Source organism: Natronomonas marina, assembly GCF_024298905.1.
Lineage (GTDB): Archaea > Halobacteriota > Halobacteria > Halobacteriales > Haloarculaceae > Natronomonas > Natronomonas marina.
Genome location: NZ_CP101154.1, coordinates 3,108,047 through 3,129,335, shown reverse-complemented (window position 1 = coordinate 3,129,335; position 21,289 = coordinate 3,108,047). Strand labels below are relative to the sequence as shown.

At 71.9% G+C, this 21,289-nt stretch carries 22 protein-coding genes; 9 read left to right on the top strand and 13 right to left on the bottom strand.

Features of this window, described 5'->3' with window-relative positions; all coding sequences use genetic code 11:
* Window positions 1–2: 2 nt before the first annotated feature.
* From trpC to NLF94_RS16400, 5 genes are all read left to right on the top strand, one after another.
* Window positions 3–770: an indole-3-glycerol phosphate synthase gene (gene trpC, locus NLF94_RS16420; protein ID WP_254838711.1), complete on the top strand. Its 768-nt coding sequence runs from the start codon at window positions 3–5 to the stop codon at window positions 768–770.
* Window positions 760–2,010 carry a tryptophan synthase subunit beta gene (gene trpB, locus NLF94_RS16415; protein ID WP_254838710.1) on the top strand — a complete coding sequence of 417 codons (1,251 nt, stop codon included), beginning with the start codon at window positions 760–762 and terminating at the stop codon, window positions 2,008–2,010. The genes trpC and trpB overlap by 11 nt, the downstream gene beginning before the upstream one ends.
* Window positions 2,007–2,891, top strand: coding sequence for a tryptophan synthase subunit alpha (gene trpA / locus NLF94_RS16410; RefSeq protein WP_254838709.1), 885 nt, complete (start codon window positions 2,007–2,009; stop codon window positions 2,889–2,891). Before trpB ends, trpA begins: the two co-directional genes overlap by 4 nt.
* A gap of 23 nt (window positions 2,892–2,914) precedes the next feature.
* Window positions 2,915–3,709 carry a 2-amino-3,7-dideoxy-D-threo-hept-6-ulosonate synthase gene (locus NLF94_RS16405; RefSeq protein WP_254838708.1) on the top strand — a complete coding sequence of 265 codons (795 nt, stop codon included), beginning with the start codon at window positions 2,915–2,917 and terminating at the stop codon, window positions 3,707–3,709.
* 65 nt (window positions 3,710–3,774) lie between these two features.
* Complete coding sequence (locus NLF94_RS16400) at window positions 3,775–4,737, top strand: AAA family ATPase (protein ID WP_254838707.1); 963 nt, start codon at window positions 3,775–3,777, stop codon at window positions 4,735–4,737.
* Between the two features lie 82 nt (window positions 4,738–4,819).
* On the opposite strand, the gene NLF94_RS16395 is transcribed toward NLF94_RS16400, so the two are convergent.
* The 4 genes from NLF94_RS16395 to NLF94_RS16380 are packed head-to-tail and all read right to left on the bottom strand — an operon-like array spanning window position 4,820 to window position 10,623.
* A complete protein-coding gene (locus NLF94_RS16395) occupies window positions 4,820–5,953 on the bottom strand; it encodes a DUF7519 family protein (protein ID WP_254838706.1) in 1,134 nt (377 codons plus the stop codon).
* Window positions 5,950–7,275 carry a DUF58 domain-containing protein gene (locus NLF94_RS16390; protein WP_254838705.1) on the bottom strand — a complete coding sequence of 442 codons (1,326 nt, stop codon included), beginning with the start codon at window positions 7,273–7,275 and terminating at the stop codon, window positions 5,950–5,952. Before NLF94_RS16390 ends, NLF94_RS16395 begins: the two co-directional genes overlap by 4 nt.
* A complete protein-coding gene (locus tag NLF94_RS16385; protein WP_254838704.1) occupies window positions 7,272–7,901 on the bottom strand; it encodes a DUF7269 family protein in 630 nt (209 codons plus the stop codon). The genes NLF94_RS16390 and NLF94_RS16385 overlap by 4 nt, the downstream gene beginning before the upstream one ends.
* Window positions 7,894–10,623: a transglutaminase TgpA family protein gene (locus tag NLF94_RS16380; protein WP_254838703.1), complete on the bottom strand. Its 2,730-nt coding sequence runs from the start codon at window positions 10,621–10,623 to the stop codon at window positions 7,894–7,896. Before NLF94_RS16380 ends, NLF94_RS16385 begins: the two co-directional genes overlap by 8 nt.
* A 118-nt stretch (window positions 10,624–10,741) precedes the next feature.
* On the opposite strand from NLF94_RS16380, the gene NLF94_RS16375 reads away from it, so the two are divergent.
* Window positions 10,742–11,908, top strand: a complete 1,167-nt coding sequence (locus NLF94_RS16375; protein WP_254838702.1) for a 3-dehydroquinate synthase II — start codon at window positions 10,742–10,744, stop codon at window positions 11,906–11,908.
* Between the two features lie 93 nt (window positions 11,909–12,001).
* Here NLF94_RS16375 and NLF94_RS16370 read toward each other — a convergent pair whose 3' ends face one another.
* The 3 genes from NLF94_RS16370 to NLF94_RS16360 form a co-directional block, all read right to left on the bottom strand.
* On the bottom strand, window positions 12,002–12,550 hold the full coding sequence (locus NLF94_RS16370) for a DUF8108 domain-containing protein (protein WP_254838701.1): 549 nt from the start codon (window positions 12,548–12,550) through the stop codon (window positions 12,002–12,004).
* 104 nt (window positions 12,551–12,654) lie between these two features.
* Window positions 12,655–13,029, bottom strand: coding sequence for a DUF7522 family protein (locus tag NLF94_RS16365; protein WP_254838700.1), 375 nt, complete (start codon window positions 13,027–13,029; stop codon window positions 12,655–12,657).
* A gap of 84 nt (window positions 13,030–13,113) precedes the next feature.
* Complete coding sequence (locus NLF94_RS16360; RefSeq protein ID WP_254838699.1) at window positions 13,114–13,530, bottom strand: DUF7575 domain-containing protein; 417 nt, start codon at window positions 13,528–13,530, stop codon at window positions 13,114–13,116.
* Window positions 13,531–13,651: 121 nt separating this feature from the next.
* Between NLF94_RS16360 and NLF94_RS16355 the strand changes: the two genes are divergently transcribed.
* On the top strand, window positions 13,652–15,148 hold the full coding sequence (locus tag NLF94_RS16355; protein WP_254838698.1) for an aldehyde dehydrogenase family protein: 1,497 nt from the start codon (window positions 13,652–13,654) through the stop codon (window positions 15,146–15,148).
* A 34-nt stretch (window positions 15,149–15,182) separates the two neighbouring features.
* On the opposite strand, the gene NLF94_RS16350 is transcribed toward NLF94_RS16355, so the two are convergent.
* Together NLF94_RS16350 and NLF94_RS16345 are read right to left on the bottom strand one after the other, a co-directional pair.
* On the bottom strand, window positions 15,183–15,857 hold the full coding sequence (locus NLF94_RS16350; RefSeq protein ID WP_254838697.1) for a type I 3-dehydroquinate dehydratase: 675 nt from the start codon (window positions 15,855–15,857) through the stop codon (window positions 15,183–15,185).
* 54 nt (window positions 15,858–15,911) lie between these two features.
* The gene (locus NLF94_RS16345; RefSeq protein WP_254838696.1) at window positions 15,912–16,943 is read right to left on the bottom strand and encodes a DNA-methyltransferase; all 1,032 of its coding nucleotides are present in this window, start codon (window positions 16,941–16,943) and stop codon (window positions 15,912–15,914) included.
* Window positions 16,944–17,044: 101 nt separating this feature from the next.
* Between NLF94_RS16345 and NLF94_RS16340 the strand changes: the two genes are divergently transcribed.
* Entirely contained in the window at window positions 17,045–18,850 is a 1,806-nt protein-coding gene (locus tag NLF94_RS16340) for a flippase-like domain-containing protein (protein WP_254838695.1), read from the top strand.
* Between the two features lie 11 nt (window positions 18,851–18,861).
* On the opposite strand, the gene NLF94_RS16335 is transcribed toward NLF94_RS16340, so the two are convergent.
* Window positions 18,862–19,344 carry a hypothetical protein gene (locus tag NLF94_RS16335; protein WP_254838694.1) on the bottom strand — a complete coding sequence of 161 codons (483 nt, stop codon included), beginning with the start codon at window positions 19,342–19,344 and terminating at the stop codon, window positions 18,862–18,864.
* A gap of 192 nt (window positions 19,345–19,536) precedes the next feature.
* Between NLF94_RS16335 and NLF94_RS16330 the strand changes: the two genes are divergently transcribed.
* Window positions 19,537–20,496: a transcription initiation factor IIB gene (locus NLF94_RS16330; protein ID WP_254838693.1), complete on the top strand. Its 960-nt coding sequence runs from the start codon at window positions 19,537–19,539 to the stop codon at window positions 20,494–20,496.
* A 24-nt stretch (window positions 20,497–20,520) separates the two neighbouring features.
* Here NLF94_RS16330 and NLF94_RS16325 read toward each other — a convergent pair whose 3' ends face one another.
* The 3 genes from NLF94_RS16325 to NLF94_RS16315 are packed head-to-tail and all read right to left on the bottom strand — an operon-like array spanning window position 20,521 to window position 21,213.
* Entirely contained in the window at window positions 20,521–20,796 is a 276-nt protein-coding gene (locus tag NLF94_RS16325; protein ID WP_254838692.1) for a KEOPS complex subunit Pcc1, read from the bottom strand.
* A gap of 16 nt (window positions 20,797–20,812) precedes the next feature.
* On the bottom strand, window positions 20,813–20,947 hold the full coding sequence (locus tag NLF94_RS16320; RefSeq protein WP_254838691.1) for a DNA-directed RNA polymerase subunit P: 135 nt from the start codon (window positions 20,945–20,947) through the stop codon (window positions 20,813–20,815).
* Complete coding sequence (locus NLF94_RS16315; protein ID WP_254838690.1) at window positions 20,944–21,213, bottom strand: 50S ribosomal protein L37ae; 270 nt, start codon at window positions 21,211–21,213, stop codon at window positions 20,944–20,946. Before NLF94_RS16315 ends, NLF94_RS16320 begins: the two co-directional genes overlap by 4 nt.
* Window positions 21,214–21,289: the final 76 nt, after the last annotated feature.

Below are 21,289 nucleotides of genomic sequence, written 5' to 3'. Positions count from 1 at the left end.
TAATGGACACCAGTGAGGAACTGGCGCCGGCCGTCCGGTCGATCCTGGCGGCAGCCGAAGCGCGGACCGCCCCCGACCGGCGGGTGTCGGTCGATGCCCGGTCGCTACCGGCCGCCTTCGCGGCCGCCGAGGCCGACGGGCGCGTGCCCGTCGTCGCGGAGGTGAAACCGACCAGTCCGACCACCGACGGCGAGCGGACGGACGACCCCGTCGCCCTCGCGGAGTCGATGGTCGCGGGCGGGGCGGCGGCGCTGTCGGTACTGACCGAACCCGAACACTTCGGCGGGTCCCCGGAGACGCTCCGGCGGGTCCGGGCGGCCGTCGACGTCCCCGTCCTCCGGAAGGACTTCGTCCTCCGGGAGGGCCAACTCGACGTCGTCGAGGCCGACGTCGTGTTGCTCATCGCCCGGTTCGTCGACGACCTCGAGGGACTGCTGACGGCGGCCCGCGAGCGAGGCTTTCAGGTGCTCGTCGAGGCCCACACCCCGGCGGAACTCGAGCGGGCGCTGGCGGCGGGCGCCGACCTCGTCGGCGTCAACAACCGCGACCTGGCGGAACTGGAGGTCGACCTCGGCACCTTCGAGCGGGTCGTCGAGGCGGTTCCGGCAGCCACGGCGGAGAGCGTCACCCTGATTGCCGAAAGCGGCATAGCTACGCGGGAGACCGTCTCGCGGATGCGCGACGCCGGGGCCGACGGCCTGCTCGTCGGGTCGGCCATCATGGACGGCCCGGTCCGGGAGAACACGGAGCGACTCACAGATGTCAACTGAAACTAAATTCGGCGACTACGGCGGACAGTACGTGCCCGAGGCGCTGATGCCGGCCATCGAGGAGCTGACGGACGCCTACGAGCGGTACGTCCTCGACAACGAGGACGGCTTCGTGGACGAGTTCCGGCAGCGGCTGGCCGACTTCGGCGGCCGGCCGACGCCCCTGCAGCGGGCCGACCAGCTTTCGGACCGGTACGACCGGGAGGTGTACCTCAAGCGCGAGGACCTGCTGCACGGCGGCGCCCACAAACTGAACAACGCCCTGGGGCAGGTGCTCTTGGCGAAGTACATGGGCAAGGAGCGCATCATCGCCGAGACGGGCGCCGGCCAGCACGGCACCGCGACGGCGATGGCCGCTGCCCACCTCGACATGCCCTGCGAGATATACATGGGTCGCCGCGACATCAACCGCCAGCGGCCCAACGTCTTCCGGATGCGGCTCAACGACGCTGCCGTCAACCCCGTCGATGTCGGCCGCGGGACGCTGAAGGAGGCCATAAGCGAGACGATGCGCGACTGGGCGGGCAGCGTCGAGACGACCCACTACGTCATCGGGTCGGTCGTCGGTCCCGCGCCGTTCCCGGCGATGGTCCGTGACTTCCAGTCGGTCATCAGCGAGGAGACCCGCCGGCAGTTCGACGAGCAGGTCGGCGGGCTCCCCGGTGCGGTCGTCGCCTGTGCCGGCGGCGGGTCGAACACGATGGGCGCCTTCGCGGAGTTCGTGGCCGACGAGGACGTCGACCTCTACGCCGTCGAGGCCGGCGGCTCCTCGCTCTCCGTCGACGAGGAGACCGGCGTCGCGCCCAACTCCGCGTCGCTGTCCATCGGGGAGGAGGGGGTACTGCACGGCGCCCGGACGAAACTCCTGCAGGACGGCCACGGCCAGATAATGGAGTCCCACAGCGTCTCCTCGGGGCTCGACTACTCCGGCGTCGGGCCGGAACTGGCCCACCTCGTCGACGAGGGCCGCGTCGTCCCGACGAACGTCGACGACGACGCCGCACTCGAGGCGTTCCACCGGCTCTCCCGCGAGGAGGGGATCATCCCCGCCCTCGAGACGGCCCACGCCTTCGGCTTCCTCGAGGCCGTCGCCGGCCCCGAGGCCACCCGAGACGTCGAGTTGCCCGAGACGGTCGTCGTCAACGTCTCCGGTCGCGGCGACAAGGACCTCGAGTCGGTCATCGAGGAGACCGACGGGCGCGACATCGAGGGCGCCCCATCGATGGAGGTGTTCGAGTGACCGACCCCGAGGCGGACGGGTCGGCGGGCCTGGAATCCGCCTTCGAGGAGCCGGCCTTCGTGCCGTACCTCGCGGCCGGCGACCCCGACTTCGAGGCCTCCGTGGAGTACGTCGAGGCGCTGGCCCGCGGTGGCGCCGACGTCGTCGAACTGGGGCTTCCCTTCTCCGAACCAATCGCCGAGGGACCGACCATCCAGCAGGCCGTCGTCCGGGCGCTGGATGCCGGCATGACGCCCGAGCGGTTCTTCGAGTTCGTCGAGGCGCTGGACGTCGAGGTGCCGCTGGTCTGTATGACCTACTACAACCTCATCTACCAGTACGGGAACGGCGAAACCGCGAGCGACGACCGGCCGGTCTACCCGTTCGTCGAGCGGGCCGCCGAGGTCGGCATCGACGGCTTCGTCGTACCCGACCTGCCGGCCGAGGAGGCCGACCTGCTTCGGGCCGCCTGCGACGAGTTCGGTCTCGAGTTGGTGTTCATCGTCGCGCCGACGACGCGGGGCGACCGCCTCGAGACCATCCTCGAGCGGGTCTCAGGCTACCTCTACGTCCAGGCGCGACTGGGCGTCACCGGCGCCCGCGCGGACGTCTCCGACCGGACCGCCGAGAGCCTCGAACGCCTCGCCGCCCACGAGGGCGCCCGGGGCGTCCCGAAGGCGGTCGGTTTCGGCATCTCCTCGGGCGAGCAGGCGGCCGAGGTGGTCGCCGCCGGCGCCGACGGCGTCATCGTCGGGTCGGCACTCGTCGACATCGTCGCCGAGGGCCACGAGAACGACGATTCGACCGAGGCGGTGGCCGCTCGACTGGAAGCGAAGGGCCGCGAACTGAAGGAGGGCGCCCTCGCCGGCGCGCAACGTCGGCCGCGACCGGAAGGAACATGACCGAACCTGCCACACCACGAACCATGACAACAGGCACCGCCGCCCGGCTGGACCGTCTCGGGACGGACGGCCGCTACGTCGTCGTCCCGATGGACCACGGCATCACGCTCGGCCCGGTCGAAGGACTCGTCGACATCGAGTCGACCATCGACGCCGTCACCCGGGGCGGCGCCGACGCCGTGCTGACACAGAAGGGAATCGCGCCCCGCGTCCACGACAGCAAGAACGGCGCGGGCTACGTCGTCCACCTCAACGGCTCGACGGTCATCGGCCCCGACGCCAACGACAAGCGCTCGACCGGGTCGGTGAAGGCCGCAATCCGGGCCGGCGCCGACGCCGTCTCCTTCCACATCAACGTCGGGTCGACCCACGAGCGCGAACAGATCGAGGAACTGGCCGAACTCACCGACGAGGCCGCCGAGTACGGCCTGCCCGTGCTGGCGATGACCTACGCCCGAGGTCCCGATGTCGACGGCGACGACCCCGAGGCGCTGGCCCACGCCGTCCGCCTCGGCGAGGAACTGGGCGCCGACCTCATCAAGACCGGCTACAGCGGCGACTCGGAGAGCTTCGAGCCGGTCTGTGCGGCCACCCGGCTGCCGGTGCTCATCGCCGGCGGCTCCCCCGACGGCGACCTCGAATCGCTGCGGGCCGTGCGGGGCGCCATGGACGCCGGCGCGGCCGGCGTCTCGATGGGCCGGACCGTCTTCCAGCACGACGACCCCGAGACGATGGCCCGGGCGGTGTCGCTCGTCGTCCACGAGGACGCCGACGCCGAGGACGCCCTCGAACGGTCGGGGCTGGCCGTCGAGGCCTGAACGACGGGCCTCCGGACGACCGCGACCACGGAGACATTCAAATACGTCCAGCCGTATCCCCCGCTATGGACGTATCCGAGGCGTCGGCGGTTTGCGGGACCGTCCTCGACGCCGTCGAGGAGGCGGTGGTGGCCGACCGGCGCGTTCTCGAGACGGTACTGACGGGCGTGCTCGCGCGGGGCCACGTCCTGCTGGAGGACGTTCCGGGCACGGGCAAGACGCTGACCGCACGCAGTTTTGCCACGGCGCTCGGACTCTCCTTCAACCGCATCCAGTTCACGCCGGACCTCCTGCCGGGCGACATCACCGGCTCGCACGTCTACCGCGAGGAGTCCGGCGAGTTCGAGTTCGCCGAAGGTCCCGTCTTCGCCAACGTCGTGCTGGCCGACGAGATCAACCGCGCGCCGCCGAAGACCCAGGCCGCCCTGCTTGAGGCGATGTCCGAAAAACAGGTGTCGGCCGACGGGACGACCTACGCGCTCCCGGAGCCGTTCTTCGTCATAGCGACCCAGAACCCCATCGAGGAGGAGGGCACGTTCACGCTGCCGGAGGCCCAGCGCGACCGGTTCGTGCTGAAGACGAGCCTGGGGTATCCCGACCACGAGGGCGCCCGACGCATCATCGACCGTCGCGCCGACCGGACGACCCGGACGCCGGACCCCCGGGCGGTGCTGGACGGCGACCGCGTCGTCGAGTTACAGGCCGCCGTCGAGTCCATCGCCGTCGACGACGCCATCCGGGAGTACGTCATCGAACTCGGGCGGGCGACCCGCGAGGACGACCGCGTCGAGGTCGGCGTCTCCCCGCGAGGCATCCAGCGACTCTTCGAGGTGGCCCGTGCCCGCGCGCTGGTCGCGGGCCGGGAGTACGTCGTCCCCGACGACGTGAAGGCGGTCGTCCGGGAGACGTTCGCCCACCGACTCGTGTTGACCGCCGAGGCGACCGTCCAGGACGTCGACCCCGCCGCCGTCGTCGAGACGACGATGGACCGAATCGAGGTGCCGGCCGTCGCGGCCGCCGACGACTGATACGGATTGTTGTAACGATTTACCGATGATCGCCCGTGCGGAGTCGGCGATCACCGGTAAAAGACTACAACGATCCGTATGACTACCGGGCGGCCACGACGAGGAGCAGCGTCCCGACGGCGGCGGCCGCGGCCGCGACGACCGTCGCCGGCGCCGAGACTGCCGAGAGAACGCCGGCCAGCGCCGCGACCGCGACCGCCGCCCCCACGCCGACCGCCCCGAGTGCGACTCCGCCGGCCGCGTGGACGAGTTCCGCCCGGCGGGTCGGCCCCTGCCGGCCGACCTCCCGACCGAGCGTCGCCGCGAACTCCCCGAGGTCCCAGGCGAGCAGGCTGGCGGCGACGCCACAGAAGACGACGACGAACTGCGCCTCCGCGACACCGGCCGCCACGGCCCCGAGGAACGTCCCGGCGCTGGCGAGGGTCGGTCCCGCGCCGTCGCCGAGGGGTCCCGGCTCGCCCGCCAGTCGGACCGAAAGCGAGAACAGCGCCGCCAGCGCGAGCGCCGCGACGAGGACGGTCGCGGCGGCACCGAGCGATCCCGTGGCCGCCAGCAGATCGACGAGGAACCGTCGTCTGGCCTCGGTCGCGGCGGCGTCGACGGCGACGGCCGCGAGTCGTCCGTGGACTGCGAGCAGGCCCCCGACGAGCACGAGGCCGGTCACGACCGCGGCGGCGTCCGGGAGCGACGGCCGCAGGACCGCGACCCCGGCGGCGACGGCGCCGACGAGGACCGCCGCCGGAACCCCGCCGGCAGCCGCGACCGCGACGCCCAGCGGGACGGCCGCGACCGCGACCGCCCGGAGTCCGGCGCGACCGGCCCGCTCCGGTGGGAGGTGCCAGACCGCTGCGCCGGCGCCGAACCCCACCAGCGCGCCGGCCAGGAGGAACGCGAACGGAGCGGCGGGCAGGAAGGGCACCGGCGGGACCGGCGGCCACGGCACCCGGGCGAGCGTGACCAAGGCGATGCCGGCGACCCCGAGCAGGCCGCCAACGGCCGCGAGCAGCCCCGACAGGAGGGGGCGCCGACGGCCGCTCTCGGCCCTCGCCGCCCCCGCGAGTGCGAGTCCGGCGGCCAGGCCGACCGCGGTCGGTCCGGGAGCCCCCGTCGCCACCCCGAGGGCGCCCGTCGCAACGAGCGCGACGGCGACGCTGCCGACGGCGGCCGTCCGGGTCGGTCGATCGGCGGCGGTCGCGTCCGGGCGGGCGACGCTCACGCCGATCCCTCCATAGCGACCGACAGCGGGTCGGCGACGTCCCAGTCGACGACGGTCGTCCCGCCCGCCCGGAGCCGCTCGATGCGGAGCCGTCGCTCCGTGGCGACGACCCGTCCACCGAGTCGTTCGCCACCGGTCACGTCGGGGCTGACGACGAACGTCGGGTGGCCGGCCGCCGACAGCGCCTCGACGAACGAGACGGGTTCGTCGTCCAGCATCGGCGTCGCCAGGACGACGGCGGTCGACCCGGGGAGTCGCTCCCGGAGCGCGGCGGGACGTGCCGGATCGACGCGCTGCTGGACGCCGTCGGTACCCCGCGGGAACGGGGAGTCGGGTCGGTCGGCGGCGGCCTCGGCGGCCGTCTCCAGCACCGCGGTCGCCCGCGTCCGGGTCGTCTCGCCGCTCCCGACCGGGACCCACGGCCGGTCGGCACGGTCGCCGTCGACCGGCGCGTCGACGGCGGCGGCCGAGACGCCGAGCGCCGACAGTCCGACCCGGTTACCGGCGTCGGCCAGCCGGACGAACAGCCGTTCGGCCGCGTCGACCGACAGCGTCGCGGCCGTCGGGTGGTCGGGGGCGCGGCCGACCCGCCCCGGCCGCCGGGCGTCCGCGACGACGACCGTCCCGGTGGCGTGCGGCTCCCGGAAGTTGACCGTCGAGAGGTCGCCCGTCTTGGCGAAGCGCCGCCAGTCGACCCGGCTGACGTCGTCGCCGTGGCGGTACTCCCGGAGGGAGTGAAACTCCAGGCCGCTGCCGGGGCTGTCGGCCGGCCGCGTGCCGACCTGCCGGCGCGAGGCCGACCGGACGGACGGCGGGTCGGCCGTCCGCCGGCAGGACAGCGTCGCGTCGCCGGCCACCGGCCGAACGGCGGTCCGCCGGCCGACCGCCGACAGCGAGCGGAGCCGGACGAGTGGGTCGTCGAACTCGTGTTCGCCGTGGCCCGCGACCACCTCGTAGGTGACCGACTCCGTCTCGCCGGGCCGGACCGACACGCAGCCGCGCCGCGCTCCCTCGACGACCGACACGGCCTCCGGCGGGCGGTCGACGACGCGGAGGTCCGGAATCGGCCGGTCGCCCCCGTTGGTGACCGCGAGGGTGACCGTCGTTCGCTGGCCCGGCGCGACGGCGGCGTCGGCCAGCGACCGCTCGACGGCCACCGACGACGGCGACGGCGGCGTCGAGAGCGCCTCCGCGACCAGGTAGACGGCCGGGACGGTCGCGGCGACGAACAGGACGCCGTTGCCGAGCACCGCCCCCGTCGTCAGGAGCGTCACGGCCGCGAACGCGGCGGCGTCGAACCGGTCGTCGGCGTCGGCGCTCATCCGGAGCGCCCCTCGCCGTCCAGAAGCGACTCGACGGCCGCGACCGTTCGCTCGATGCGGCGGCGTTTCGACGCCCGCGGCCGGAGTCGTGCCAGGAGCCGACGGCGAAGCGGCAGCCCCGGATCGCGGGCGAGGTAGGCCGCGGCTACCGGGTCGTCGGTCCACTCGCCGTCGGTGACTCGCTGCCTGGCCGTCCGCCGCGAACAGCCCTCGACGTGGGCGACGACCGCGACCGCGAGCGACCGCAGGTCGGATCGGACCGCGTCCCGGTCGTCGCCCTCGGCGACGGCCGCCAGCGTCTCCCCGACGTTGCGGTCGAACCCGTCCCCGACCGCCACCGCGGTCGTCCCGGCGTCCTCGGCGGCGAGTGGCGGGAAGGCCGGCTCCGACGGGGCGTCGTCGCCGGTACGCCGGGAGGCCGAGGCGACCCACAGCAGACAGCCGGCGCCGACGGCGCCGAACGCGAGCGCACGGGCGCCCGCGGCCGACAGCGTCGTCGTCTCGGCTATCGCCGCCACCGGGAGGACGGCCCCGGCCGCCCCCGGCTCGAAGAACAGCGCCGCCGAGCCGGTGACGGCGGCGACGCCGACCGCGGCGACCGCAACCCGGAGCAGGCGGTCAGTCATCCGCCACCTCCGGCTCGTCGCCACCCGTCGTCTCGGTCCGTATCTCCTCGAGTGCCTCCCGCACCTCGGTTGCGCGTTCCTCGGCGTTGCCGGCGCCGTACTCGACCTCGCGGAAGGCGTCCCGCAGCGTCGCCACCGCCTCCTCCGGGAGGCCGTCGCGGGAGATTGCCCACCGCGCTATCTCGCCGGGGGTCGACGTCCGCCAGGACGGAACCGTGACGTGGTCCCGCAGTTCCGTCCACGCCTCACGAACCGTCGTCGCCGGGTCGGCGTCGGCCGTCCGGGACGGCGGCTCCTCGCTCCGGACGGCCGCGAGCAGGGCGCGCGGACCGAACCGCCGAATCAGCCCCCCGGCGGCGAGAGCGATCCCGAGGAGGGCGTCAGCGGTCTCCCCCAGGAGGACCGCGATTCCCTCCGGACCGTCGCCGAGCAGTCCGGCGACGCGACGCCCCCGCTTGAGGAGGCCGGCGACCCCGGCGTCGACGGCGTCGGCCAGGCCGACGAGACTTCCGACGGCGCGCCGGAGCGTCCCGGCCGCCCCGCGGCGGGCGCTTCGGGCGGACCCGTGGACGGTCAGTTCCCGTCGGCGGGCGACGCCGCCGAGGGCCACCGCCGCGAAAACGAGGACGGCGACGGCGCCGCCCGTGTTCCGCCGGACGCCGTCGACGGTCGCGGTCCCGGTCAGCGTCGACGCCTCGATGCCGGCGCCGCGGTCACCGAACGGGCCGCCGTCGCCGCCGCTGCCGCCCGCCGAGCCGTTGATCGGCACGGTCGCGGTGACCGTCACCGGCTCGGCGAGCGGGAGCCGAACGCCGAGGGCACCCTCGGGGTCGGTCGCGCCAACCGCCTCGCCGTCGACGACGACGGTCGCGTTCGACACCGGCTCGCCCCGGTAGGTGACGTCGACCGTCGCCGGGGTCGCCGGCAGCGCGACCGGGAACTGCGGCGTCACCGAGACGTTCAGATCGCCGCTCGCTTCGGCTGCGACCGCCTCCGAGTCGTTCGCCGAGACGAGCGAGAGCGTCCGGTTCCCGGCGGCGTCGCCGCGCTCGACGGTTATCTCGGCGGTCTCGCCGTCGGGCAGCGAGAGCGTCGCCGCACCCTGCTCGTCGGTCCTCCCGACCCGCCGGCCGTCGACGGCGACCGTCGCGTTCTCGACCGGCGCCTCCGAAAGCGCGGCGACGATCTCGATGCGCCCGCCCGGTTCCGGATCGCCGAGCACCTCGACGGTGATCTCGGTCGGGAGGTCGAAGGCCACCTGCGCGTTGCCGGTTGCCGACCCCGTTCGTCGGGTTATCTGCCGGCCGGGGGCGCCGTCGGCGCCGAAGCGAGCCGGCTGGCTCTCGAGGCGAACGTCGACGATCAGCGAGTCGGTGTACGGCACGGCGCCGGCGACGGCGCCGGCACGGTTCGTCCGGCCGACGTCGCGGCCGTTGAACGTGACGGGCGTGCTCCTGACCGGTCGGTCGTCCTGGGTCACGACCGCCGAGGCGCGCCGGCCGGGAACCGGGTCGGCCGTCAGCGTGACCGTCGTCGGCCGTGGGCCGTCGTCGGTCGCCGTCGGGATGTCGAGAGTGTCGTTGTCCCCGTCGTCGGGGGTCCAGTCCTCGCCGAGGTCGTCCAGCGACCGTGCGTCCCGACCTGCCTCCGCCCGTTCCTCGGCCGGCGTCGGGTCGAAGGTCACCCAACCGACGTCGGCGACGTACACCTCGACCCAGGCGTGGGCGTCCTCGCCGCGGACGAGGTACTCGTCGTCGCCGACCGGCTCGCCGGGTCCGTAGCCGGTGACGTAGCGGGCGGGTATCCCCTGGGTCCGCAGCATGGCGACCATCGTCGTTGCGAAGTACTGGCAGTAGCCGGCCTCCATCTCGAAGACGAACTGGGTGGCGATGTCGTCCCCGCGGTCGTGGGTCGCGTTCAGCGAGTACTCCTTGTTGTCCTCCAGCCAGTCTTCGACTTCGACGGCCGCCTCGAACGGCGTCTCGGCGTCTTCGGTTATCTCGGCGGTCCGGTTGCCGAGGCGCTCGGGGGTGTCGGCCGGCAACTGGGTGTACCGGGCCTCGATGTCGTTCGGGTAGTCGCCGTCGCTGGCCACGGCAGCCGTCTCCCGCGAGATGCGCCCGTAGGTGAACGTCGTGTACTCGTCGCCGGTCTCGATGCGGTTCTCGACGGTCAGCGCTCGCTCGCGGTCGACGAGCACGCGGTTGTCGCCCGCGGCCGCGAAGGCCGGTCTCCAGGGCGAAATCAGCCCCTCGAAGGGCCGGAGTGCGGTGACGCGAACCTCGTACTGCGGCCGGGTGCGGTCGTTCAGCACCGTCGGAAGCGGCGAGGTGAGCGGTTCCGGCCGGGTGGCGTTGCGCTCCCAGCCGTCGCCGGTGTATCTCGCGTAGGCACCGAGTCGCCACCGCCGCGGTTCGGGGCTCTCGACGCGGAACGCCTCGTGGTCGGACAGCTCGAGCCGTCCGCCGACGGTCGCCCGGTCCGGGTAGCCGCCGGCCGTGACGCCGCCGTAGCTCTCGACGCCGAGGTCGTCGGAGCCGTTGCCGAAGACGTCGTCGCTGCCGATACCCTCGTCGGCGTCACCGAAGGAGGTGCCGCCCCCGGCCTCGCCGCCGTCCTCGACCCCGAGGTCGGGGACCGGCGTCCCGATGCCGACCGCGGGCGCCAGCGCTCCGCCCAGCACTAGCCCGACGAGACAGCACGCCGCGAGCAGCGTTCGCATCATCGGAGGACCTGCCTTGCCTCCATCCTTGGTCCCATTACGAGTGACGACACATGAGTGTACTGTCCGGGGGTTGGCTTCCGCTACCTTAAATACGCCCCCACCCGACCCGACGAGCATGACACGTTCCGTCTGGTTGAAGGCCGACGACGCGGTCGGTGACTGGGAGGCGCGCAAGCGTCGCATCACGGCGGGTCTCGAGGCCGGCGTCGACTGGGTCCTCGTCGACGAGAGCGACGTCGCCCGCGTCCGCGAACTCGGCGCGGTCTCGATTGCCGCCTTCGCCGGCGACGACGTCCACGTCATGGACGCCGAGGAACCCGAGGCCGCCGACCCCGACGCCGTCGTCGTCGGCAAGGACGGCGAGGGCGACGGCACCGTCGACCTGCCGACGGATTTTTCGGGGTCGGCCGACCTGACGACGCTGCGGCGCACCGACGGGCCGGCCGGTGCCTACGTCCGCATCCTCGGCGAGGAGTACGAGACCTTCGCCGAGGAGGCCGCCCGCGACGCCGACTACACCATCGTCGTCGGCGAGGACTGGCAGATCATCCCGCTGGAGAACCTCATCGCCCGCATCGGCGAGGAGACCGACATCGTCGCCGGCGTCCAGTCGGCCGCCGAGGCCGAGACCGCCTTCGAGACGCTGGAACTCGGCGCCGACGCCGTCTTGCTCGACACCGACGACCCCGACGAGATACGGGCGACCGTTGAGGCACGCGACGTCACCGAGCGCGAACACCTCGACCTCCAGCGGGCGACGGTGACCACGATAGAGCAGACCGGGTCCGCGGACCGCGTCTGCGTCGACACTGCCTCGATGCTGGACCACGACGAGGGGATGCTCGTCGGGTCGATGTCCCGCGGACTGTTCTTCGTCCACGCCGAGACCGCCGACTCGCCGTACGTCGCCAGCCGACCGTTCCGGGTCAACGCCGGCGCTGTCCACGCCTACGTCCGCACGCCGAAGGGCGAGACGAAGTACCTCTCGGAACTGAGTTCCGGCGACGAGGTACAGGTCGTCGACACCGCCGGCAACACCAGGAAGGCCATCGTCGGCCGCGTGAAGATAGAACAGCGGCCGATGTTCCGCCTGGAGGCCGAAACCGACGGGGGCGACCGCGTCGAGACGCTGTTGCAGAACGCCGAGACCATCAAAGTCGCCACGGGCGAGGGCCGCAAGGCCGTCACCGAACTCCAAGAGGGCGACGAGATCCTGCTGTACTACGAGGACGTCGCCCGCCACTTCGGCGAGGAGGTCGAGGAGTCCATCATCGAGAAGTAGCGCGGCCGCGACCCGAGACGATTTTCGCCCGGTACGGACGGCGGTTCGCCCCGGCTTTCCGGGCGTCGGCGAAGCGTCGGTTTCGGAGTTCGGCTACTGCTCCTCCGTCTGGAGGCGGTCGTCGCTCTCTACGACGGACTCCTCGATACTGCCGACCGACCCGACCGGCCGGCGGTTCGTCGGTTCGGCCGTGGCACAGTCGAGACAGTAGTGGTTGCGTCCCTCCGAGCGGGTCGACACCGGGAGACCGGCGAGACGGAACTCCTCGCGGTAGCGTCTGACCAGTCCGCGGTCGGTCCGCGTCCCGCAGATCACACATTCCACCGTCCGTCCTTCTCCGGGGCGGAGGGGGCGGCTGTTGACGGAGCGGGTCCGCCCGAAGTCGGTAACGGGGCCGCCCCTGTCCAGCCGGCGGCGAAACCGGGGGTTGACGAAGACGCCGAAGAGGATCATCGTCAGCGACAGCAGCACCACCACGGTCGACAGTGCCAGGTTCGTCGGTGCCGTGTTGCCGCCGATTCGAAGTGCCGTCCCGACCAGTCCCAGCGATCCCAACCCGACGAGCAGCCAGCCCGCGATGGCGTAGAGGATCGCGGAGACGGTGTCCGCCATCTCGACGGACGTGGAGGGGTTCGACGACATATGGCGGCGTACGTTCCGGAGCGTAATATAACGTCCGAGGGCGTCGTGGCGAGACGTGTCCTCCCGACGGTCGTTCCGGCGACGGGGCGTCGGCGGGCGGCGGGCTACCGGAACTCCGCGAGTATCTCCTCGACCGATTCGGCCGTCTCCGAGAACCGCTCTATCTTCATCTCGTCGGTCGTGATGAAGGCGCCGTGGTCGCCGACGATGACGCGGGTCAGGTAGCCGTTCTCGAAGACCCGTACCGTCGCCTCGTAGTCGCCCAGTTCGGGGTCCTCGTAGGTACCCTGAGAGGCGAATCCCATCCGCTCGTTGGCGGCGAAGGTCTCGATGCTGCCGTCGTGTTCGAGGTCCTCGCGGAGGTATATCAGCCGGTGGTCGTCGGCGGTGAAGTACGTGAGGCTCCGCAGTTCGTCGCCGACCGTCGTCCGGCAGGCGCTCAGGAGTTCCTCGTCGAGTTCTTGGTCGTTGGCGGTCATAGTTGGGACCACACGCCGCGCGAGGCGGGTGTGTCCGGCGGTAGTGTCGGTCGACATTAATAAGCTACGGCACAGGACGACCGACTAGGCCGTCCCGTCGCCGTCTCTCGGCTCCGTACACCAGTGACAGAAGGAGAGCGTCGGGTCCAGGCCCCGCCCGCAGTGCGGACAGCGGCTCGCCTCTTTCCGAATACGGTGGTTGTTGCGGGCGGTCAGCCAGTAGGCGTCGAGCGTCGAAACGGCCGTGACCGCGACCATCGCCAGCGCCGCCTCCGGCGGGAGCCCGCTGGCGCCGGGGAAGAGTCCGAATGCCACGACGACCGATTCGGCGTCCGTGAGGTCGACGCCGGCCGAGACGGCGACGCCGGCCCGTGAGACCGTCCAGACGCCCGCCCACAGGCAGGCCCGGAGCCACTCCCGGAGGTAGACGTGGCCCAGCCCCGGCTGGAGGACGCTCAACAGCGCGGCCAGCACGGGCCGTCGCTCCCGTTCCTGGCTCATCCCGCCGGGGGCTACCGGACGCGGACGCTTAAGCCTGCGGGCGCTCGCCTCACACGCTGGAGTAACCGCTACCAGTTCCAGAACCGACAGATTTGAGGGTCGGAGAAACCGATACCGATTGATGGCCCAGTCCACCCCATCCGAGGCGGTCGCACCCGACCTCGACGCGGACGCGAACTGGAACCGACTCCTCGTCGGCGGCGAGTGGCTCGCCCCCGGCGACAGGGAGACGATCACCGTGACGGACCCCTCGACCCGCGAGCGGTGGGGCGAGGTGCCGGCCGGGACCGTCGACGACGTCGACGACGCCTACGACGCCGCCGTGACCGCCCAGTCCGGCTGGGCCGACCGCTCGGCCGCCGACCGCACCGCCGCGGTCCGGGAGGTCGCCGACCTGCTGGAGCGCCACGAGGAGACGGTCACCGAACTCCTCGTCGCCGAGTCCGGCAGCAGCCGAATCAAGAGCACGATGGAGATACGGACCGCCGAGGCCGACGTCGAGGAGGCCGCGACGCTGCCCGCCCAGGCCGGCGGCGACGTCCGCGACTCGACCATCGCCGGCAAGGAGAACCTCGTCAAGCGCGAACCCGCCGGCGTCGTCGCCGTCATCCCGCCGTGGAACTTCCCGCTGCACCTGGCCATCCGCGCCGTCGCGCCGGCCGTGGCCCTCGGCAACGCCGTCGTCGTCAAGCCCGCCAGCGAGACGCCCGTCACGAGCGGGCTGCTCGTCGGCAAACTGTTCGAGGCCGCCGGCGTTCCGGACGGCCTCGTCAACGTCGTCACCGGCCGCGGCAGCGACATCGGCGACCGCGTCGCCGGCCACCCCGATGTCGACGTGGTCGCGTTCACCGGCTCGACGCCCGTCGGCCGACGGGTCGCAAAGCAGGCCGTCGACACGCTCGCCTTCCCCGCGATGGAGTTGGGCGGCAACGGTCCCAACGTCGTCCTGGAGGACGCCGACCTCGAGAACGCCGTCGCCGGCAGCGCCTTCGGCAGTTTCTCCCACCAGGGCCAGGTCTGCATCTCCATCAACCGCCACCTCGTCCACGAGTCCGTCTACGACGAGTTCGTCGAGGGCCTCGTCGAGAAGGCCGAGATGCTGCCGACCGGCAGCGCTCACGAACCCGCCACCATCGTCGGTCCCATCATCAACGAGTCCCAGCGCGACTCCATCCTCGAGTACGTCGAGTCGACCGTCGAGGCCGGCGCGACGCTGGAGACCGGCGGCGACCACGACGGCCTCGTCGTCGAACCGACCGTGCTGTCGGACGCCACCAACGACATGGCCGCCGCCTGCAACGAGCACTTCGGCCCCGTCGCGCCCGTCATCCCCTTCTCCGACGACGAGGAGGCCGTCGAACTCGCCAACGACACCGAGTACGGGCTGGCGGCCTCCGTGTGGTCGAGCGACCGCAACCGCGCGGAGGACGTCGCCGACGCCATCGACGCCGGCATGGTCCACGTCAACGACCAGCCAATCAACGAGGAGCCCGCCGTCCCGTTCGGCGGCATGAAGGCCTCCGGAATCGGGCGGTTCCACGGCGAGTCCATCATGCGGGAACTCACCGAGGAGAAGTGGATTTCCGTCCAGCGCGAGGAGCGGTCGTTCCCGTTCTGAGGGAGCCGACGGCGACGGTTCCCGCGGCCCCTCCCTACGACAGCCCCTCGACCAGCGACCGCAGCGTCGCCAGGTCGTACTGGCCCGGCGCGGTCGCCTCCGCGGGGTCGACCGGCGCGTAGCCGATCTTCGAGCCGTAGACCGGCGCGACGGCGCGGGTGTGCTTGCCGACCTCGCCCATCGCCATCGTCGCCACGGTCGCGCCCTCGGCGGCGTGGGCACGCGTCGCAGCCAGCAGGTCGAGGCAGTCGTCGGGATTCTCGGCGGTGACCGCGAGTTTCGCCACGTCGCCCACCCCGCCGGCCCGGGTCAGGAGTCGCCCGAGTTCCGGCCGCGGCGGCGTCTCCTCGAAGTCGTGGGTGGAGACGACGACGGAGACGCCCAGTTCGGCCGCCCGCTCGACGAGGTCGTGACCCTCCCCGCCCGACAGCGTCGCCAGCTCGATGTCGACGGCCGCGACCGCCTCGTGTTCGATCGCCGTCTCCAGCGTGTCGATGCGGCCCGACGGCTCCGCCTCGCCGCCTTCCCACTCGGGGCGGTTGGTCACGAGCAGCGGCAGGTCGCCGTCGTAGGCCCCGAGCGCATCCAGCGGCTCGTCGGCCAGGTCCATCCGGAACTCCACGCAGTCGGCGTGCTCGCGGGCGGCGGGCTCCTCGTCGAGGTCCGCCGTCGCCGCCGCCAGCGTGAACGACTCGAAGTCGAGGGTCATGTTCGGGCCTCGGGCCGGCGAGTAATAGTGCTCGTGGGTCGCGGAGGCCGCCGGTCAGTACGCCTCGTGTGTGGCGCGAACCCGTAGCGGGTCGTCGCCGACGCGCTCGATGTCGGTCACCGTCGACAGCCGGATCTCGCGTTCGGCCTTCGTGACGACGCGGGTGTCGTAGTGGTCGGCCTCGTAGTTGACCGTCTCGGGGTTGTCGGCGACGAACTCGCGGTGGCGCCGGAGGCGGCGCTCGGCCATCCGGTCGGCGTGGGCCGGCGTCCCCGCGGCCCGCTCGCCGAAGGCCGACGCCAGTTCGGGGTCCCGCTCGACGCCGACCGACGACCGGCCCGCCAGCAGCGCCGCCAGCGAGGTGGTGCCGGTACCGACGAACGGGTCCAGCACCGTGTCGCCCCGCACGGAGTACATCCGGACGAGCCGGAGCGGAATCTCCAGCGGGAAGGCACCCGACCGCTCCCGCCGGCCGTCGTCGGGCGAGAGCGCCTGACTCGTGCCGCGGACCTCCCAGCAGTCGGAGAACCACTCGTTGCGCTCCTCCCAGAAGAACGCCGACGCGTAGCGGTCGGCGTCGTTCGGCGGGAACGACCGGGTGTCGCCCTTCCGGAACAGGAGGACGTGCTCGTGCTCGAGGGTCGCGTAGGCGTTGGTCGGCAGCGTCCCCGACCCCATGAACTTCGCCGTGCTGTTGGTCGGCTTGCGCCAGATGATGCCCGGAAGCTGGGTGAGACCGGCCGCCGACAGCGCCTCGACGATGCGGGCGTGGTTGGGGTACAGCCGGAACTCGCCGTCGACGCGCCGGGTCGCGTCGCCGACGTTGACGGCGGCGACGCCGCCGGGGCGGAGCGCGTCGGCGACCCGGTCCCAGACGTCGTCGAGCAGGGCGTGCATCGCCTCGAAGGCGGCCTCGCCGTCGCCGGCGTCCAGCGCCTCGGCGGCCGCCGGGCTCTGGGCGGCGAAGGCGTCGTCCCACATCTCGACCATCGGATACGGCGGCGAGGTGACGACCAGCTCGACGCTGCCCGGCGTGAGGTCGAGTTCGCGGGCGTCGCCGACACGTATCTCGTGTGTCGTCTCCACGGACGGGAATCGCCCGGTCGGCTTACGGTTCTTGCGGTCCGCTGGCGGCGGCTCGTGGTGAGACAGAAACTTGATACGCGGGGCTTCCCGACACACGGCCGATGACGAACCGGGAGGTGAGCGTCGTCTTGCCCGCCTACAACGAGGCGGACACAATCGAGCACACCGTCGAGGTGACGCTGTCGACGCTCGCCGACTTCCTCCCCGCCGGCAGTTTCGAGGTCATCGTCGCCGAGGACGGCTGCGACGACCGCACGCCGGAAATCGCCGACCGGATGGCCGCCGAGGACGAACGGGTGCGGCACGTCCACAGCGACGACCGGCTCGGCCGCGGCGGCGCCCTCGAGCAGGCTTTCCGCGAGAGCCACGGCGACGTGCTCGTGTACTTCGACACCGACCTGGCGACGGACATGCGCCACCTCGAGGAACTGGTCGAGTCGGTCCGGTCCGGCGAGTACGCCGTCGCCACCGGCTCCCGGCGGGTCCCCGGCAGCGAACAGGAGCGGGACCCAGAGCGCGGCGTCGCCTCGACGGGGTTCAACGCCCTGGTCCGGCTGTTCCTCCGGTCGCCGATGTACGACCACCAGTGCGGATTCAAGGCCTTCGACCGGGAGGCGCTTTTGGCGCTCGTCGACGACGTCGAGGACGACCACTGGTTCTGGGACACCGAGGTGCTCGTCCGCGCCCAGCGGGCCGGCTACGAAATAAAGGAGTTCCCCGTCGAGTGGGAGCCGAGGGGCGACACCACGGTCGATCTGGTCCGGGACATCTTCGGGATGGGCAGCCAGATACTCCGACTCTGGTGGCAACTCGGCGTCCGGCCGCGCATCGACCGCCGGGTGACGATGGCCGCGGGGACGTTGCTCGTCGTCGCCGCCCTCGCGCTGATGACCGTCTATCTGGACCCGCGGGCGGTGCTGGCGGAGATGCGCAACGCCGACCCGGCGCTGATTGCCGCCGCGACGGTCGTCTACCTGCTGTCGTGGCCGCTGCGGGGGCTCCGCTACCGGGACATCCTCGCGGAGTTGGGCTACCGCGAGCGGGTCGGCTTCCTCACGGGCGCGGTGTTCATCAGCCAGACCGGCAACCTCGTCTTCCCGGCGCGGGCCGGCGACGCCGTGCGTGCCTACATCGTCAAGGCCCGCCGGGGAATCCCGTACCCGAGCGGCTTCGCGTCGCTCGCCATCGAGCGGGTCTTCGACCTGTTGACCATCGCGGCGATGGCGGGCGCGACGTTCCTGGCACTCGCGGCCGCCGGCGTCGACGTGACAGCCATCGGGACGGCCGAGGCGGGCGACACCGGAGCCAGCGGCCGGACGGCGGTACTCGTCGCCGGCGGCGTCGGCGTGGCCGCCGTCGCCGCCGTCGCCGTCATCGTCGCCACGGCCCGCTCGGACCGCAACCTCGTGCGGGCGACGCTGGGCCGCGTCAGCAGCGACTCCTACGTCGACTACGTCGCGGGCATCGTCGAGCGGTTCGCGGGCGACGTCCAGACGGTCGCCCGGGACCGCCGCGCCTTCGCCGTCGTCGGCGCCTCCAGCCTCGCCATCTGGGGACTCGACGTCGCCACCGCGCTGGTCGTCTTCGCCGCCTTCGGCGTCGACCTCGCGCTGTGGGAACTGGTCGCCGTCGGCTTCTTCGCCGTCAGCGTCGGCAACCTGGCGAAGGTGCTGCCGCTGTCGCCCGGCGGCGTCGGTCTCTACGAGGGCGCCTTCACTCTCATCGTCTTCGTCCTGACGCCGGTCGGGACCTCGGTAGCGCTGGCGGCCGCCATCGTCGACCACGCCATCAAGAACATCGTCACCGTCGTCGGCGGCGTCGCCTCGACGCTGCTCTTCAACGTCTCGCTGACCGAGGCCGTCGAGGAGTCCCGCGAGGTCGACGGCGAGGCGGCCGTCCGGGAGTGAAACCGTGACGGCTACGCGTCGAAACGCCCGGCGTCGTCCGTCGAACTGACGACCCAGGAGAACTTCCCGGACTCGTAGACTTTCCCCGTGAGGTACTCGGTGGTCCCGCCGTCGACGCCGGCGGGGTTGAACGCCGTTTCGCCGGCGTCGTTCTCCGGGGGCTCGCCGTCCAGTTCGAACCGGACGCCGTACCAGACCGGTTCGGTGAAGACGCCCTCGTAGGTCTCGCCCGTCCCCGCGTCGACGGCCGCCGACGCGGTCAACTCCCGCTGTGCGGGCGGGACGGTCACGTCGCCGGTGACCCCACCGGGCTCCTCACCGGGTTCGGTGCCGACGCCGGTGACCTCGAACCGGATCGCGTGCGGCAGGTCGTTCTCGAACCGGAGGCTCCCCGCCGGCGGCTCCCGATCCAGCAGGGACGTACAGCCGGCCAGGCCACCGACGGTCACAGCGCCGAGCGAGGTCAGAAGGGAGCGTCTGTTCGGGGAGGACACGGAACGAACGTATCCCGCCCGGATCATAAAGGGAACCTTCACGGTTCTCGATTCGGCCTGGAGGGACGGGCTACCGAATCATCGCCCGAAAATAACACAACAGTTAAATGTCTTTCGACCGTCTTTCGAGTACCGATAGCTGACCGGGTCTTTTCGGGGAGTTCCCCTGCCTGGTAGCACCCGCCCCGTAGCATGAGCGAGCACACACGAATGCGAACGACCGAGGAGGAAACGGAGACCGAACGAGACGAGCGCGCGGGCTGTCCGGAGTGCGGCGGTCGCGTGAGCGCCGACACCGAGCACGGCGAGACCGTGTGTCGGGACTGCGGTCTCGTCGTCGAGGAAGACGAGATCGACCGCGGGCCGGAGTGGCGCGCCTTCGACTCCGCCGAGAAGGACGAGAAGTCCCGCGTCGGCGCCCCGACGACGAAGATGATGCACGACGAGGGCCTCTCGACGAACATCGGCTGGCAGGACAAGGACGCCTACGGCAACTCCCTGGACGCCCGCCAGCGCCAGAAGATGCAGCGACTCCGCAAGTGGAACGAGCGGTTCCGCACCCGCGACTCGAAAGAGCGCAATCTCAAGCAGGCGCTCGGCGAAATCGACCGCATGGCGTCGGCGCTGGGCCTCCCCGAGAGCGTCCGCGAGACGGCGTCGGTCATCTACCGCCGCGCGCTCGACGAGAACCTCCTGCCGGGACGGTCCATCGAGGGCGTCTCGACGTCGTCGGTCTACGCCGCCGCCCGGCAGGCCGGCGTTCCCCGGAGCCTCGACGAGGTGTCGGCGGTCTCCCGCGTCGAGAAGAGCGAAATCGCCCGCACCTACCGGTACGTGGTCCGCGAACTGGGCCTCGAGGTCAAGCCCGCCGACCCCGAGAGCTACGTCCCCCGGTTCGCCAGCGATCTCGACCTCTCCGACGAGGCCGAGAACCGCGCCCGGAAACTGCTGCGGAACGCCAAAGAGCAGGGCGTCCACTCCGGGAAGTCGCCGGTCGGACTGGCCGCGGCGGCCGTCTACGCCGCCTCGCTTCTGACCAACGAGAAGACGACCCAGGCCGCCGTCTCGGAGGTCGCCGACATCTCCGAGGTCACCATCCGCAACCGCTATCACGAACTGCTCGAGGCCGAACAGGGCCTCGCCGCGGCCTGAACGCCTCGTTTTCGGCCGCCCGCCTCAGCCGTCAGCCGTCCGTCCGGCCTCGACGGCCCGCTCTGCGACCTCGACGAGCGTACCCCAGGTGTTCAGGCCGGCCCGCAGCGCCACGAGGTCGTCGGCCGCGATCTCGATGCGGACGGCGGCGTCCGCCCGGTGGACGGTCGCCGTCGTCCGGTCGCCCTCGATCTCGTCGACCTCCTGGCGGACGGCGTCGGCGACCAGCGCCGCTGCCTCGCCGTCGTCGTAGCGAAAGGTCAGGTCGGCGGCGTGGGGAGGCGTCGTCGCGTCGGTCACGGGACCGCAAAACAGCTTACTGGACGTCGATTTCCTTGACGTCGCGGCTCCGCTCCTTCAGCAGGACGCGGTGCCCGCAGTACGGACAGCGGACGCCGCCGTACTCGTCGAGTTCGACGTCGCGCTTGCAGCGGGAGCACTTGTAGCTCATGCGTCGGTGTCGTCCTCGCCGAGGGCGGCGCGAATCGACCGCGTGACGGTCTTGCCGGCCGGCGTCTGGGGCCGGTAGGCGCCGCCGGTGAACTTCTCGCCCGTCTCCTCGTTGACCCAGATGCCGGTCCCGACGCGCTTTACGTCGTCGCCGTCCACCTGTGCCTGTTCGGTGTCCTCCTCGATTTCGGCGACCCGGCGGCGGGCGACCCGGCCGTATCGGGCCCCGAACCGCCCGGCGCTCCCGGTCGAACCTCGTTCGGCCATAGTACGTTATCGTCGACCCAGCGAACGGATAAACCCCACGTTTCGCCCCGGGGACGGTAGACGCCCCCGCTTCGAC

Bases quoted from the DNA above. Each gene is read 5' to 3' on its own strand.
- NLF94_RS16365 (WP_254838700.1), bottom strand. From the start codon at position 13,029: ATGACCGCCAACGACCAAGAACTCGACGAGGAACTCCTGAGCGCCTGC.
- NLF94_RS16385 (WP_254838704.1), bottom strand. From the start codon at position 7,901: ATGACTGACCGCCTGCTCCGGGTTGCGGTCGCCGCGGTCGGCGTCGCC.
- NLF94_RS16315 (WP_254838690.1), bottom strand. From the start codon at position 21,213: ATGGCCGAACGAGGTTCGACCGGGAGCGCCGGGCGGTTCGGGGCCCGA.
- NLF94_RS16355 (WP_254838698.1), top strand. From the start codon at position 13,652: ATGGCCCAGTCCACCCCATCCGAGGCGGTCGCACCCGACCTCGACGCG.
- NLF94_RS16380 (WP_254838703.1), bottom strand. From the start codon at position 10,623: ATGCGAACGCTGCTCGCGGCGTGCTGTCTCGTCGGGCTAGTGCTGGGC.
- NLF94_RS16375 (WP_254838702.1), top strand. From the start codon at position 10,742: ATGACACGTTCCGTCTGGTTGAAGGCCGACGACGCGGTCGGTGACTGG.
- NLF94_RS16330 (WP_254838693.1), top strand. From the start codon at position 19,537: ATGAGCGAGCACACACGAATGCGAACGACCGAGGAGGAAACGGAGACC.
- NLF94_RS16370 (WP_254838701.1), bottom strand. From the start codon at position 12,550: ATGTCGTCGAACCCCTCCACGTCCGTCGAGATGGCGGACACCGTCTCC.
- NLF94_RS16400 (WP_254838707.1), top strand. From the start codon at position 3,775: ATGGACGTATCCGAGGCGTCGGCGGTTTGCGGGACCGTCCTCGACGCC.
- trpC (WP_254838711.1), top strand. From the start codon at position 3: ATGGACACCAGTGAGGAACTGGCGCCGGCCGTCCGGTCGATCCTGGCG.
- NLF94_RS16390 (WP_254838705.1), bottom strand. From the start codon at position 7,275: ATGAGCGCCGACGCCGACGACCGGTTCGACGCCGCCGCGTTCGCGGCC.
- NLF94_RS16405 (WP_254838708.1), top strand. From the start codon at position 2,915: ATGACAACAGGCACCGCCGCCCGGCTGGACCGTCTCGGGACGGACGGC.
- NLF94_RS16340 (WP_254838695.1), top strand. From the start codon at position 17,045: ATGACGAACCGGGAGGTGAGCGTCGTCTTGCCCGCCTACAACGAGGCG.
- NLF94_RS16320 (WP_254838691.1), bottom strand. From the start codon at position 20,947: ATGAGCTACAAGTGCTCCCGCTGCAAGCGCGACGTCGAACTCGACGAG.
- NLF94_RS16350 (WP_254838697.1), bottom strand. From the start codon at position 15,857: ATGACCCTCGACTTCGAGTCGTTCACGCTGGCGGCGGCGACGGCGGAC.
- trpB (WP_254838710.1), top strand. From the start codon at position 760: ATGTCAACTGAAACTAAATTCGGCGACTACGGCGGACAGTACGTGCCC.
- NLF94_RS16360 (WP_254838699.1), bottom strand. From the start codon at position 13,530: ATGAGCCAGGAACGGGAGCGACGGCCCGTGCTGGCCGCGCTGTTGAGC.